The organism is Pseudomonas sp. ENNP23, assembly GCF_001728945.1.
In the GTDB taxonomy this organism is placed as follows: domain Bacteria; phylum Pseudomonadota; class Gammaproteobacteria; order Pseudomonadales; family Pseudomonadaceae; genus Metapseudomonas; species Metapseudomonas otitidis.
Genome location: NZ_LYSP01000037.1, coordinates 18,526 through 31,515 on the forward strand (window position 1 = coordinate 18,526; position 12,990 = coordinate 31,515).

Annotated in this window: 11 protein-coding genes; 9 read left to right on the forward strand and 2 right to left on the reverse strand. The window is 66.9% G+C overall.

Annotated elements, in window-relative coordinates; translation table 11 throughout:
• Window positions 1-3: 3 nt before the first annotated feature.
• Window positions 4-663: a GntR family transcriptional regulator gene (locus A9G05_RS19655; protein ID WP_069562550.1), complete on the reverse strand. Its 660-nt coding sequence runs from the start codon at window positions 661-663 to the stop codon at window positions 4-6.
• A 259-nt stretch (window positions 664-922) separates the two neighbouring features.
• Here A9G05_RS19655 and A9G05_RS19660 point away from each other — a divergent pair, with 259 nt between their 5' ends.
• From A9G05_RS19660 to guaD, 6 genes are all read left to right on the forward strand, one after another.
• Complete coding sequence (locus A9G05_RS19660) at window positions 923-2,059, forward strand: alkane 1-monooxygenase (protein WP_069562551.1); 1,137 nt, start codon at window positions 923-925, stop codon at window positions 2,057-2,059.
• Between the two features lie 221 nt (window positions 2,060-2,280).
• Entirely contained in the window at window positions 2,281-3,735 is a 1,455-nt protein-coding gene (gene xdhA, locus A9G05_RS19665; protein WP_069562552.1) for a xanthine dehydrogenase small subunit, read from the forward strand.
• Window positions 3,728-6,121, forward strand: coding sequence for a xanthine dehydrogenase molybdopterin binding subunit (xdhB, locus tag A9G05_RS19670; RefSeq protein WP_069562553.1), 2,394 nt, complete (start codon window positions 3,728-3,730; stop codon window positions 6,119-6,121). The genes xdhA and xdhB overlap by 8 nt, the downstream gene beginning before the upstream one ends.
• Window positions 6,122-6,141: 20 nt before the next feature.
• Window positions 6,142-6,279 carry a hypothetical protein gene (locus tag A9G05_RS27705; protein WP_165665115.1) on the forward strand — a complete coding sequence of 46 codons (138 nt, stop codon included), beginning with the start codon at window positions 6,142-6,144 and terminating at the stop codon, window positions 6,277-6,279.
• A complete protein-coding gene (gene xdhC / locus A9G05_RS19675) occupies window positions 6,276-7,124 on the forward strand; it encodes a xanthine dehydrogenase accessory protein XdhC (protein WP_069562554.1) in 849 nt (282 codons plus the stop codon). The genes A9G05_RS27705 and xdhC overlap by 4 nt, the downstream gene beginning before the upstream one ends.
• 100 nt (window positions 7,125-7,224) lie before the next feature.
• The gene (guaD, locus tag A9G05_RS19680) at window positions 7,225-8,526 is read left to right on the forward strand and encodes a guanine deaminase (protein ID WP_069562555.1); all 1,302 of its coding nucleotides are present in this window, start codon (window positions 7,225-7,227) and stop codon (window positions 8,524-8,526) included.
• Window positions 8,527-8,603: 77 nt separating this feature from the next.
• Here guaD and A9G05_RS19685 read toward each other — a convergent pair whose 3' ends face one another.
• Complete coding sequence (locus A9G05_RS19685; RefSeq protein ID WP_044409057.1) at window positions 8,604-10,280, reverse strand: DEAD/DEAH box helicase; 1,677 nt, start codon at window positions 10,278-10,280, stop codon at window positions 8,604-8,606.
• A 350-nt stretch (window positions 10,281-10,630) separates the two neighbouring features.
• Here A9G05_RS19685 and A9G05_RS19690 point away from each other — a divergent pair, with 350 nt between their 5' ends.
• The 3 genes from A9G05_RS19690 (at window position 10,631) to A9G05_RS19700 (ending at window position 12,949) form a co-directional block, all read left to right on the forward strand.
• Window positions 10,631-11,422: a crotonase/enoyl-CoA hydratase family protein gene (locus A9G05_RS19690; RefSeq protein ID WP_069562556.1), complete on the forward strand. Its 792-nt coding sequence runs from the start codon at window positions 10,631-10,633 to the stop codon at window positions 11,420-11,422.
• A gap of 25 nt (window positions 11,423-11,447) precedes the next feature.
• Window positions 11,448-12,128: an alpha/beta fold hydrolase gene (locus A9G05_RS19695; RefSeq protein WP_256548470.1), complete on the forward strand. Its 681-nt coding sequence runs from the start codon at window positions 11,448-11,450 to the stop codon at window positions 12,126-12,128.
• An 86-nt stretch (window positions 12,129-12,214) separates the two neighbouring features.
• On the forward strand, window positions 12,215-12,949 hold the full coding sequence (locus A9G05_RS19700) for an ABC transporter substrate-binding protein (protein WP_256548469.1): 735 nt from the start codon (window positions 12,215-12,217) through the stop codon (window positions 12,947-12,949).
• Window positions 12,950-12,990 lie beyond the last annotated feature (41 nt).

Below are 12,990 nucleotides of genomic sequence, written 5' to 3' on the forward strand. Positions count from 1 at the left end.
GCGTCAGTGACCAGCCAGGGCGGCGAGCACCAACTGGCAGTTGTGCTGGCCGTAGCCCACCAGCACTTCGCGGATGCGCGCCAGGTCGCGGTCGATCACCGCCTTGAGCAGTTGGGCGAAGGCGGTCATGAACTGCACCATCTCGCCTTTGCGCTGCTCCAGCGCCAGGTGATAGGTGCGGCTGATGGCCGGCAGCAGGTTCTCCACCGTTTCCTCCAGATAGGGGTTGTCGGCGAAGGCATAGGCCGCGCGCATGATGCTGAAGCTGGACTCGACGAAGCCGCCGATGTCGTGCTCCCGCAGGTTCTGTTCGAGACGCTGCTGGATGGCCAGGAAGGGCGCAAGGTCCTCTTCGCTCTTCCAGCGCTGGGCAACGGCACAGCCCAGCAGAATGTACATCTCCATCATCAGCGCGTAGAGGCTCTGCACACGATGCGGGGTGAGCTCGGACACCTGGGCGCCGCGGTGCGGCAGGATGGTGATCAGGTGGCGGCGCTGGAGGATCAGCAGCGCTTCGCGCACCGACCCGCGACTGACGTTGAGGGCCTGGGTGACCTTCTGCTCCTGGATGCGTTCGCGGGCCTTCAGGTCCCCTCGGATGATGCGCTCGGCGAGGTGGTGGGCGATCTGTTCGGCGAGGCTGTCCGGTGCCTTGAACGTCATGGTTTTCCTTCGGTCTTGGCTGTGGGGGGTCGATCAGGCGCCCTCGGGGTCCGGCACAGCGGGCTGGTCGGAAGGGGTCATGCACGAGGGATCTGCGCAGGACGCGGCAGGGGGCAAAGTGTAACACAGGGTGTTACCCGTCAAAGGTGACAGACGGCGGGCATTCAGACCTAAAGGTCGGTCGCCCCGCACCGGATTGAGGCGCAGGATTGTCCGACAATCCTGAAAAACCCACCCACCCGCACGGACGGAGCCCACCATGTTCGAACGCCTGCCCTCCAACTGGATGATCGCCCTGAAGAAAGTCGGCTACTGGATCTGGCTGATCCCGGTGGCCGGCATTCCCATGAGCTACTACTGGTCGCTGGGCAGCGACCACCCCAATGCCTGGCCCTGGCTGGTGATCACCATCGTCTTCGGGGTGATTCCGTTCCTCGATTTCGTCGTCGGCCGCGACCCGGCCAACCCCGACGAGTCGGACGACGTGCCGTTCATGGAGGGCCAGGGTTACTACCGCTTCCTCAGCCTGATGACCCTGCCGCTGTTGCTATTGATGCTGGCCTGGAGCGGCTGGGTGTTCGTCCATCACCCGGACTGGAACTGGGTGGGCAAACTCGGCTGGGTACTCTCGGTGGGCACGGTGATGGGCGCCATCGGCATCACCGTCTCCCACGAGCTGATCCACAAGGACCCGCTACTGGAGCAGAGCGCCGGCGGTATCCTCCTGGCGGCGGTGTGCTACGCCGGCTTCAAGGTGGAGCATGTGCGCGGCCACCATGTGAACGTCTCCACCCCGGACGACGCCTCCTCTGCCCGCTTCGGCCAGAGCCTCTACCAGTTTCTGCCCCACGCCTATAAGCACAACTTCCTCAACGCCTGGAACCTGGAGGCCCAGCGCCTCAAGCGCAAGGGGTTGCCGGCGCTGCACTGGCGCAACGAGCTGGTGTGGTGGTACGCCCTGAGCGTCGCCATGCTGGTCGGCTTCTCCCTCGCCCTGGGCTGGCTGGGCGGGGTGTTCTTCCTGGTACAGGCGGCGATGGCCTTCACCCTGCTGGAGATCGTCAACTACGTGGAGCACTACGGCCTGCACCGCCGCAAACTGGACAACGGCCGCTATGAGCGCACCAGTCCGGCGCACTCCTGGAACAGCAACTTCCTGCTCACCAACCTGTTTCTCTTCCACCTGCAGCGCCATTCGGACCACCACGCCTACGCCAAGCGCCGTTACCAGGTGCTGCGCCATTTCGACGACAGCCCGCAGTTGCCCAACGGCTATGCCGGGATGATCGTCCTGGCGCTGTTCCCGCCGCTTTGGCGCGCCGTGATGGACAAGCGGGTGCGCGCCTACTATGCCGGTGAAGAACACCAGTTGACCGACCAGCAACAGGTGGCCTGACCCGCCCCTCTCCCTCTCTCCATCCAAGCGCCCCGCCCCAGAGCGGGGCGTTTGCATTCCGGTCTACCCTTGCTCCGGAGCCCCGGCACGGCGCTTGCTAGAAAGCTCGAATAATTTTCTGACTTTCAGGTCAGAAAATTATTGACCGAAAAGTCAACGGACTCTAAATTCGCGGCCATACGAGCCCTCGTAAACAACAATAAAGTGCCTGGAGGTCTTCCTTGATCCAGTTTCTACTCAACCGGGAGCTGCGCACCGAACATGCGCTCGACCCCAACGTCACGGTGCTGAACTACTTGCGTGAGCACCTGGGCAAGACAGGAACCAAGGAGGGCTGCGCCTCCGGTGATTGCGGTGCCTGCACCGTGGTGGTGGGCGAGGTGGTCGACGACCGCATCCGCTACCGCACCCTCAATGCCTGCCTGACGTTCGTCTCCTCGCTGCACGGCAAGCAGCTCATCACCGTCGAAGACCTCAAGCACAAGGGCCAGTTGCACAGCGTCCAGCAGGCCATGGTGGACTGCCATGGTTCCCAGTGCGGCTTCTGCACCCCCGGTTTCGTCATGTCGCTGTTCGCCCTGCAGAAGAGCCGGGCCGCCTCCGGCAGCACCGGCTACGACAAGGCCCAGACCCTGGAAGCCCTGGCCGGCAACCTGTGCCGCTGCACCGGCTACCGCCCGATCCTCGATGCCGCCGAGCAGGCCTGCTGCCAGACGCAGCCCGACCAGTTCGACGCCGCTGAAGCCGAGACCCTCGCCCAGCTCAAGGCGATTGCCCCGCGCGACACCGCCGAGCTGAACAGCGGCGACAAGCGCTGCCTGGTGCCGCTGACCATCGGCGACCTGGCCGAACTCTACGTTTCCAACCCGCAGGCCCGCCTGCTGGCCGGCGGCACCGACCTGGCCCTGGAAGTCACCCAGTTCCACCGCGAGCTGCCGGTGATGATCTACGTCGGCCACATCGACGCCATGAAGCGCATCGAGACGGATGCCGACTTCATCGAGATCGGCGCCGCCACCCCGCTTTCCGACTGCTACGAGACCCTGTCCCGCGAGTACCCGGATTTCGGCGAACTGCTGCACCGCTTCGCCTCACTGCAGATCCGCAACCAGGGCACCCTTGGCGGCAACATCGGCAACGCCTCGCCCATCGGCGACGCGCCGCCGCTGCTGATCGCCCTCGGCGCCGAGATCGTCCTGCGCAAGGGCAACCAGACCCGCACCCTGCCGCTGGACGAATACTTCCTGGACTACAAGGTCACCGCCCGCCAGGAGTCCGAGTTCATCGAGAAGGTGCGCGTGCCCCGCGCCCGCAAGAACCAGGTGTTCTGCGCCTACAAGGTCTCCAAGCGTCTGGACGACGACATCTCCGCCGTCTGCGCCGCCTTCAACCTGGTGATCGAAGACGGCGTGGTGCGCCGCGCTCGCGTCGCCTTCGGCGGCATGGCCGGCATCCCCAAGCGCGCCAGCGCCTGCGAACAGGCCCTGGTCGGCTCCGCCTGGTACCCGGGCACCGTCGAGCGCGCCTGTGAAGCCCTGGCCCAGGACTTCAGCCCCCTCACCGACTTCCGCGCCAGCAAGGAATACCGTCTGCTGGCGGCCCAGAACCTGCTGCGCAAGTGCTTCCTCGAACAGCAATCCCCAGCCGTCGAAACCCGGGTGACCGCCTATGTCTAAGCACCATTTCAAGACCCAGGAAGAACTGGCGGCGCTGTTCCGTGCCGACATCGCCACCGGCGTCGGCAAGAGCGTCAAGCACGAGAGCGCGCCCAAGCACGTCACCGGCGAAGCGGTGTACGTCGACGACCGCCTGGAGTTCCCCAATCAGCTGCACGTCTATGCCCGCATGAGCGACCGCGCCCACGCGCGCATCGTCCGCATCGACACCCGCCCCTGCTACGCGATTCCCGGCGTGGCCATCGCCATCACCGCCGAGGACGTGCCCGGGCAACTGGACATCGGCCCGGTGGTGGCCGGTGACCCGCTGCTGGCGGACGGCAAGGTGGAATACGTCGGCCAGGTGGTGCTCGCCGTGGCTGCCGACAGCCTGGAAACCGCACGCAAGGCGGCCATGGCCGCCCTCATCGAGTACGAAGACCTGGAGCCCGTGCTCGACGTGGTCGATGCCTACCGGAAGAAGCACTACGTGCTCGACCCGCACCAGCACAAGCGCGGCGACTCCGCCACCGCCCTGGCCGCTTCGAAGCACCGCCTGCAGGGCCACCTGCACATCGGCGGGCAGGAGCACTTCTACCTGGAGACCCAGATCTCCTCGGTGATGCCCAGCGAAGACGGCGGCATGATCGTCTACACCTCCACCCAGAACCCCACCGAAGTGCAGAAGCTGGTGGCCGAAGTACTGGGCGTGCCGATGAACAAGATCGTCATCGACATGCGCCGGATGGGCGGCGGCTTCGGCGGCAAGGAAACCCAGGCCGCCGGCCCCGCCTGCCTCTGCGCGGTGATCGCCCACCTCACCGGCCGGCCCACCAAGATGCGCCTGCCGCGCATGGAAGACATGAGCATCACCGGCAAGCGCCACCCCTTCTACGTCGAGTACGACATCGGCTTCGACGACCAGGGCCTGCTCACCGGCATCGAACTGCAGCTCGCGGGCAACTGCGGCTACTCGCCGGACCTCTCCGGCTCCATCGTCGACCGCGCGATGTTCCACTCGGACAACGCCTACTTCCTCGAACACGCCACCATCAACGGCCTGCGCTGCAAGACCAACACCGCCTCCAACACCGCCTACCGCGGCTTCGGCGGCCCCCAGGGGATGGTCGCCATCGAAGAGATCATGGACGTCATCGCCCACCACCTGGGCAAGGACCCGCTGGCGGTGCGCAAGCTCAACTACTACGGCAAGGACGAGCGCAACGTCACCCACTACTACCAGACCGTCGAGCACAACCTGCTCGCCGAGATGACCGCCGAACTGGAGGCCAGCGCCGAGTACGCCCAGCGCCGCGACGCCATCCGCGCCTTCAACGCCCAGAGCCCGGTGCTGAAGAAAGGCCTGGCGATGACGCCGGTGAAGTTCGGCATCAGCTTCACCGCCACCTTCCTCAACCAGGCCGGCGCGCTGATCCATGTCTACACCGACGGCAGCATCCACCTGAACCACGGCGGCACCGAGATGGGCCAGGGCCTCAACACCAAGGTCGCCCAGGTTGTGGCCGAAGTGTTCCAGGTGGACATCTCGCGCATCCAGATCACCGCCACCAACACCGACAAGGTGCCCAACACCTCGCCGACGGCCGCCTCCAGCGGCACCGACCTGAACGGCAAGGCCGCGCAGAACGCCGCCGAGACCATCAAGGGACGCCTGGTGGACTTCCTCGTCGGGCACTTCAAGGTCACCCCCGAGGACGTGGCGTTCAAGAACAGCCAGGTGCGCGTGCGCGACCAGTACCTCGCCTTCGAAGAGGTCATCCAGCTGGCCTACTTCAACCAGGTCTCGCTCTCCAGCACCGGCTTCTACCGCACGCCGAAGATCTACTACGACCGCGACAAGGCCGCCGGCCGCCCCTTCTACTACTTCGCCTACGGCATCGCCTGCTGCGAAGTGCTGGTGGACACCCTCACCGGCGAGTACAAGATGCTGCGCACCGACATCCTCCACGACGTCGGCGCCTCGCTGAACCCGGCCATCGACATCGGCCAGGTGGAAGGCGCCTTCGTCCAGGGCATGGGCTGGCTGACCACCGAGGAGCTGGTGTGGAACGCCAAGGGCAAGTTGATGACCAGCGGCCCGGCCAGCTACAAGATCCCGGCCATCGCCGACATGCCCATCGACCTGCGGGTGAAACTGGTGGAGAACCGCAAGAACCCCGAGCAGACGGTGTTCCACTCCAAGGCCGTGGGCGAGCCGCCCTTCATGCTCGGCATCGCCGCCTGGTGCGCCATCAAGGACGCCGTGGCCAGCCTCGCCGACTACAAGGCCCACCCGCAGATCGACGCACCGGCCACCCCCGAGCGCGTGCTCTGGGGCGTCGAGCAGATGAAGGCGCTGCAACGCAAGGCCGAGGCCGCCAGCAACGCCCATGTGGAGCCTGCCTGAGGGCAGCCGGGAGGCGACCGATGACCCCACGTCCGATCCTGCACGACACCCCGGCCCGGCCAGCAGCCGCCACCGACACGCCTCGCCCCGGCGAGCGTGACGACTGGCGCCTGTCCCGCTCGCGCCGTCCGCTGCGCAACTGGAGGCTGAGCCGATGAGCTGGATCAACGCCCTTGCCGAGCTGCAGCAGCGCGGCGAACCCAGCGTGCTGGTGACCATCATCGAAGAGCGGGGCTCCACGCCCCGCAACGCCGGCTCGAAGATGGTGGTCACCGCCGAGCGCATCTACGAAACCATCGGCGGCGGCCACCTGGAGTTCAAGGCCATGGCCATCGCCCGGGAGATGCTCGCGAGCGGCAGCCGCGACACCCGCCTGGAGCGCTTCAGCCTGGGCGCCAGCCTCGGCCAGTGCTGCGGCGGCGCCACCGTGCTGCTGTTCGAGCCGATGGACCAGCCCCAGGCGCAGATCGCCCTGTTCGGCGCCGGCCACGTCGGCCGCGCCCTGGCCCCACTGCTCGCCAGCCTGCCGTGCAAGGTGCGCTGGATCGACTCGCGGGAAAGCGAATTCCCCGAGCAGGTGCCCGCCGGCGTGGAGAAGGTGGTGAACGACGAGGTGGTCGACGAAGTCGACGCCCTGCCCTCCGGCAGCTACTTCATCGTCATGACCCACAACCACCAGTTGGACCTGGAGCTGACCGCCGCCATCCTCAAGCGCAACGACTTCGCCTACTTCGGCCTCATCGGCTCGCGCACCAAGCGGGTCAAGTTCGAGCACCGCCTGCGCGAGCGCGGCTTCGCCAGCGAAACCGTGCAGCGCATGCGCTGTCCCATGGGGCTGGCCGAGGTCAAGGGCAAGCTGCCGGTGGAGATCGCCATCTCCATCGCCGGTGAGATCATCGCCACCTACAACGCCACCTTCGGACAGAAGGACAATGGCCAGGACGTGAAGAAGGGAGAAACGGTCGCCCGGCTGGTGCCCAGCTCCCGCCGCGAACAGGCCTGACCAGACGACGCACAGGAAAGCGGGCGTCCCCCGGCGCCCGCTTTTCCACGCCCGCGCGAAACGCGGGCCCTCAAGTACCGCATTGACCGACGAGACTGCCATGACCCGTTTGATTGCCTACCGCTCCGCCCTCCTCCACAGCATCGCCGACCCTGCAGAAGTGGGCGTCGAGGCCTCCTACGAATACTTCGAGGACGGCATCCTGCTGGTGGAGGATGGCCGCATCGCCCGCATCGGCCACGCCCGCGACCTGCTGCCCCAGCTCGACGGCGTGGAGATCCGCGAATACCCCAACGCGCTGATCACCCCCGGTTTCATCGACACCCACATCCACTACCCGCAGACCGGCATGATCGCCTCCTACGGTGAGCAGTTGCTGGACTGGCTGAACACCTACACCTTCCCTACCGAGCGCGCCTTCGCCGACCCGGCCCACGCCCGCGAAGTAGCCGACCTGTTCCTCGGCGAGCTGCTGCGCAACGGCACCACCACCGCCCTGGTGTTCGGCACCGTGCACGCCACCTCCGTGGACGCCTTCTTCGAAGCCGCCCAGGCGCTGGACCTGCGCATGATCGCCGGCAAGGTACTGATGGACCGCAACGCCCCGGACTACCTCACCGACACCGCCGAATCCGGCTATGCCGACAGTAAGGCGCTGATCGAGCGCTGGCACGGCAAGGGCCGCCTGCACTACGCAGTGACCCCGCGCTTCGCCCCCACCAGCACCCCCGAGCAACTGGAGCTGGCCGGCAAGCTCTATGGCGAATACCCCGGCCTGTACATGCACACCCACCTCTCCGAGAACAAGGCGGAGATCGAATGGGTCAAGTCGCTGTTCCCCGAGCGCAAGGGCTACCTGGACGTCTACGACCACTACCGGCTGATCGGCGAGCGCTCGGTGTTCGCCCACGGCGTGCACCTGTGCGACGAGGAGTGCCAGCGCCTGGCCGAGACCGGCTCTGCCGTGGCCTTCTGCCCCACCTCCAACCTGTTCCTCGGCAGCGGCCTGTTCGACCTGCAGAAGCTGGAACAGCACGGCGTGCGCGTGGGCCTGGGCACGGACGTCGGCGCCGGCACCAGCTTCTCCCAGCTGCAGTCACTGAACGAGGCCTACAAGGTCATGCAGCTGCAGGGCAAGAAGCTCGACCCGTTCAAGTCCCTCTACCTCGCCACCCTGGGCGGCGCCCGCGCGCTGTACCTGGACGACCACATCGGCAACTTCCAGGCCGGCAAGGACGCCGACTTCGTCGTCCTCGACTACCAGGCCACCCCGCTCATGGCCTACCGCATGCAGCAGGCCCGCAGCCTGGCGGAGAAACTGTTCGCGCTGACCATCCTCGGCGACGACCGCACCGTGAAGGAAACCTTCGCCGCCGGCCGCTCGGTACATCGCCGCGCCTGAACCACGCCACGGTTTCCAGACGCAGAAACGCAACGAGGGGGCCAATTGGCCCCCTCGTTGCGTTACAGCAGTGCGGATCAGTCTTCGCGGTAGCGACGCAGCTTCAGCGACTTGCCCGCCACGCGGGTGTCCTTCAGCTTGCCCAGCAGGCGATCCAGGCCCTCTTCGGGCAGCTCGATCAGGCTGAAAGTCTCGCGGATCTGGATACGACCGATGGCTTCGCGCGCCAGGCCACCCTCGTTGAGGATGGCGCCCAGCAGGTTCTTCGCGGCGATGCCGTCGCGGGTCCCCAGGGCGGTGCGGCAACGCACGCGGCCTTCGCCGACCGGCAGCGGCGCACGACGCTCGCGGTATTCACCGCGCTCGCCACGCTCACCGTCACGCTCACGGCGCTCACGGGGCTGGGGAGCGCCCGGTACCAGCGGCTGCTCGCGCTCCACGTCCGCCAGGTTCAGCGACTGGCCGTTGGTGGCCTTGCGCAGCAGCGCAGCGGCCAGGGCACGCGGGCTGCAGCCGATGTCGGCGATCAGGCGGTCGAGCAGTTCGCCATGGCTGGCCTCGGCGTCGGCCACCAGGGGGGCCAGGCTGTTGGTCAGCTTCCTGATCCGTGCATCCAGTACCTGGGGCGCGGTGGGCAGACGGACTTCGGCGACCTTCTGGTTGGTCACGCGCTCGATCACCTGCAGCATGCGGCGCTCGCGCGGGGTGACCAGCAGCAGGGCACGGCCTTCACGACCGGCACGGCCGGTACGGCCGATACGGTGCACGTAGGACTCGGGGTCGTACGGCATGTCCACGTTCACCACGTGGGTGATGCGCGGTACGTCGATGCCGCGAGCGGCGACGTCGGTGGCGACGACGATGTCCAGGCGGCCGTCCTTGAGGGACTCGATCACGCGCTCACGCTGGTTCTGGGCGATGTCGCCGTTCAGCGCAGCAGCCTTGTAGCCCTTGGCTTCCAGGGCGGAGGCCAGGTCCAGGGTGGCCTGCTTGGTGCGCACGAAGGCGATCAGCGCGTCGAACTCCTCGACTTCCAGCAGGCGCAGCACGGCACCGACCTTCTGGTCGGCGTGGACCATCAGGTGGGCCTGCTCGATGCGGGCCACGGTCTGGGTCTTGGCAGCGATCTTGACGTGCTGCGGCTCTTTCAGGTGACGCTCGGCGATCGAACGGATCGACGGCGGCAGGGTGGCGGAGAACAGCACGCTCTGACGGCTTTCCGGCAGGGCCTCGAAGATCACTTCGAGGTCTTCCATGAAGCCGAGCTTGAGCATCTCGTCCGCTTCGTCCAGCACCATCTGCTGCACGGTGGCGAGCATCTTCTCGTCACGGCGCAGGTGGTCGCACAGGCGGCCGGGGGTGGCCACGATCACCTGGGCGCCCTGGCGCAGGGCCTTGAGCTGCGGGCCCATGGGCGCGCCGCCGTAGACGGCCACGACGTTCAGGCCGGGCATCTGCTTGGCGTAGGTTTCGAAAGCGGTGGCGACTTGCAGTGCGAGCTCGCGGGTCGGTGCCAGGATCAGCGCCTGCGGCTCACGTTTGGCCGGATCGATACGGGAGAGGATCGGCAGCGCGAAGGCTGCAGTCTTGCCGGTACCGGTCTGGGCCTGGCCGATCATGTCGTGCCCGGCGAGGATCACCGGAATCGACTGGGCCTGGATGGGGGAAGGCTCTTCGTAGCCCACTGCAGCGATGGCAGCGAGAACATTGGGGTGAAGGCCGAGCGCGGCGAATCCGCCGATATCCTGGGTCATGGGTATGCCTCATGTGCATCCGCAAAGACCCAAACCCAAAGCTGCATATGCCGAAAGACCTTGTGGGTCACCCTGGCAGCCTGGGAGAGAATTTGCGAGTTGCTTATTGGTTGGAGTGTTACGTCTAGGGTAGTCCGCGATGCGGACGGTGCAGCTGAAGGCGAATGCCCCGAAAGATGCAGTTCCTGAACGGGGCCCAGTTAGGGCCGGCGCGCATCATACAGCAAAAGCTGACAAGCGCGCAGCGTTTTTCTCACGCAAAGCGCCAGACGGCTCTGGTCGCATGGACAACGCCACACGCAACGGCTATATCCTCCGAGCCCCCGCCCTTCCCTCCGAGGACCGCCTCCATGTCCCACGCCCAAACCGGCCGCGTGACCCGCGAACAGCGCGGCCACATCCTGCTGCTCGGTCTCGACCGCCCAGCCAAGCGCAACGCCTTCGACCAGGCGATGCTCGATGACCTGGTGCTGGCCCTGGGGGACTACGAGCGGGATGACGAGGCACGCTGCGCACTGGTGTTCGCCCACGGCGAGCACTTCACCGCCGGCCTCGACCTGGCCAACGTCGCCGAGACCTTCCGCAACGGCTGGCAACTGCCCGAGGGCGCCGTCGACCCCTGGGGCACCTTCGGTGGCCCGCGCCTGAGCAAACCGCTGCTGGTGGCCGTGCAGGGCTACTGCTTCACCATCGGCATCGAACTGATGCTCGCCGCCGACATCAACCTCTGCGCCAGCAACACCCGTTTCGCCCAGATGGAAGTCCAGCGCGGCATCTTCCCCTTCGCCGGCGCCACCCTGCGCCTGCCCCAGGTGGCCGGCTGGGGCAACGCCATGCGCTGGCTGCTCACTGGCGACGAATTCGACGCCCACGAAGCCCTGCGCCTGGGCCTGGTGCAAGAGGTGCTGGCCAGCGAAGAGCTGATGCCCCGCGCCCTCTGGCTGGCCGAGCGGATCGCCGCCCAGGCGCCACTGGGCATCCGCGCCACCCTCGCCTCCGCACGGCAGGTGGTGAACGAGGGTGAACTCGCCGCCGCCCGCGCCCTGCCGGCGGTCGCCCAGCGCCTGCTGACCTCGGAGGACGCCCGGGAAGGCCTGCAAGCCATGCTCGAGCGCCGCCCTGGCACCTTCAAGGGACGCTGAAGCCATCGCACCACTGCTGATCCTGCTGCCCGGCCTGGACGGCAGCGGCCTGCTGTTCGCCCCCCTGCGCCAGGCCCTTGACGGGCGCCTGGACTGCCAGGTGCTCGGCTACCCGACGATGGCGCCCCAGGACTACGACAGCCTGGTCGAATGGGCGGAACAGCAACTGCCGAAAGACCGGCCCTTCATCCTGCTCGGAGAATCCTTCTCCGGCCCCGTCGCCTTGAAATTGGCGCTGCGACACCCGCCGGGCCTGATGGGGCTGGTGCTGGCCTGCAGCTTCGCCCACCGCCCTCGACCGGGGATCGCTCTTCTCACACCGCTGATCCGCCGACTGCCCCTCGACGCCGTGCCGGGTTGGCTGCTGCGCTTTGCCCTGCTGGGCGCCGACGCGCCCGCGTCGACCCTGGCGGCCCTGCGCCAGAGCCTGTCCCTGGCCCCACCAGCCTGTCTCGCCGCGCGCCTGCGCGCCGTCGCCACGGTGGACCTGCGGGCCCGCCTGACGGAACTGCAGGTTCCGTCGCTCTACCTGCAGGCCCGGCAGGACCGTTTGGTGCCGGCACGGACCGCCCGGGCAATGGCGCGCCGCACCCGCGGCTTCAATCTCGTCCGCCTGGACGGCCCCCACGCACTGCTGCAGGCCCACCCCCTGGCCTCGGCCGAGGCCATCATGGCGTTCTACCGGCAGCACCTGGGTGTGAACTGAATCATCGGGAAGAGATGATCGCCGTCACCCTGCACCTTCCCGGAGCTTTTCTATACTCGTTGCACAACCTCGAACCGGACCGCCCTGTGCCCGCCAAAGCGCCCTGGATCATCGCCCTGCTCTGCCTCGCATTCGGCCTCCAGGCACAGCCACGTCAGGTGGACCTGTACCTGCCCGATGCACCGCCCTTGACACTGGTTCAGGACGCCAAGGGCCACGGCATCGTCGGTGACGCCGCACTTTTGGCGCTCAAGCGCGCCGGCTACCGGGTGCGCATCCGCGTCGAGCCCTGGGCCCGGGCGCAGAAAACCGTCATGGACGGCCGCGACCTGCTGATCATCCCCCTCTCCCGCACCCCCGAGCGCGAAGCCCATTACACCTGGGTGGCACCGGTCATGGCGCTGGACCGGGTGTTCTTCAGCCTCGACGAGCCGGTGAAGAACTTCGGGGAGGCGCGCCAACGCTACCGGCAGATCGGCGTGGGGCTCGGCACCGCCCAGAGCGACATCCTCCACCGCGAAGGCTTCGCAGGCGAACAGATCCGCCACCTGATGCTGGGTGACAAACCCGTGCAGTTGTTGCTGATGGGGCGCATCGACGCCTGGTTCACCGGCGCAATCGAAGGGCTCTACATCTGGCCCCAGGTCACCGACCGGAAACTGCACATCAGCCCGCCACTGGCCACCACCGACCTCTACATCGCCTGCTCGCGCCAGTGCGACCCACAATTGGTCGACGCCGTCGCCCAGGCCATGCAGGCCCTGCGCGACGAAGGCCGCATAAAGCACATCCAGAAACACTACCTGCCTGGGGTTCGGTGAACAGGGCGAGGCCCAAAACCATCGACAGCCCAAGCAGCGCG

Excerpts from the sequence above, each read along its gene's own strand:
- A9G05_RS19655 (WP_069562550.1), bottom strand. The coding sequence starts at position 663 with ATGACGTTCAAGGCACCGGACAGCCTCGCCGAACAGATCGCCCACCAC.
- A9G05_RS19660 (WP_069562551.1), top strand. The coding sequence starts at position 923 with ATGTTCGAACGCCTGCCCTCCAACTGGATGATCGCCCTGAAGAAAGTC.
- xdhB (WP_069562553.1), top strand. The coding sequence starts at position 3,728 with ATGTCTAAGCACCATTTCAAGACCCAGGAAGAACTGGCGGCGCTGTTC.
- A9G05_RS27705 (WP_165665115.1), top strand. The coding sequence starts at position 6,142 with ATGACCCCACGTCCGATCCTGCACGACACCCCGGCCCGGCCAGCAGCC.
- xdhC (WP_069562554.1), top strand. The coding sequence starts at position 6,276 with ATGAGCTGGATCAACGCCCTTGCCGAGCTGCAGCAGCGCGGCGAACCC.
- guaD (WP_069562555.1), top strand. The coding sequence starts at position 7,225 with ATGACCCGTTTGATTGCCTACCGCTCCGCCCTCCTCCACAGCATCGCC.
- A9G05_RS19685 (WP_044409057.1), bottom strand. The coding sequence starts at position 10,280 with ATGACCCAGGATATCGGCGGATTCGCCGCGCTCGGCCTTCACCCCAAT.
- A9G05_RS19690 (WP_069562556.1), top strand. The coding sequence starts at position 10,631 with ATGTCCCACGCCCAAACCGGCCGCGTGACCCGCGAACAGCGCGGCCAC.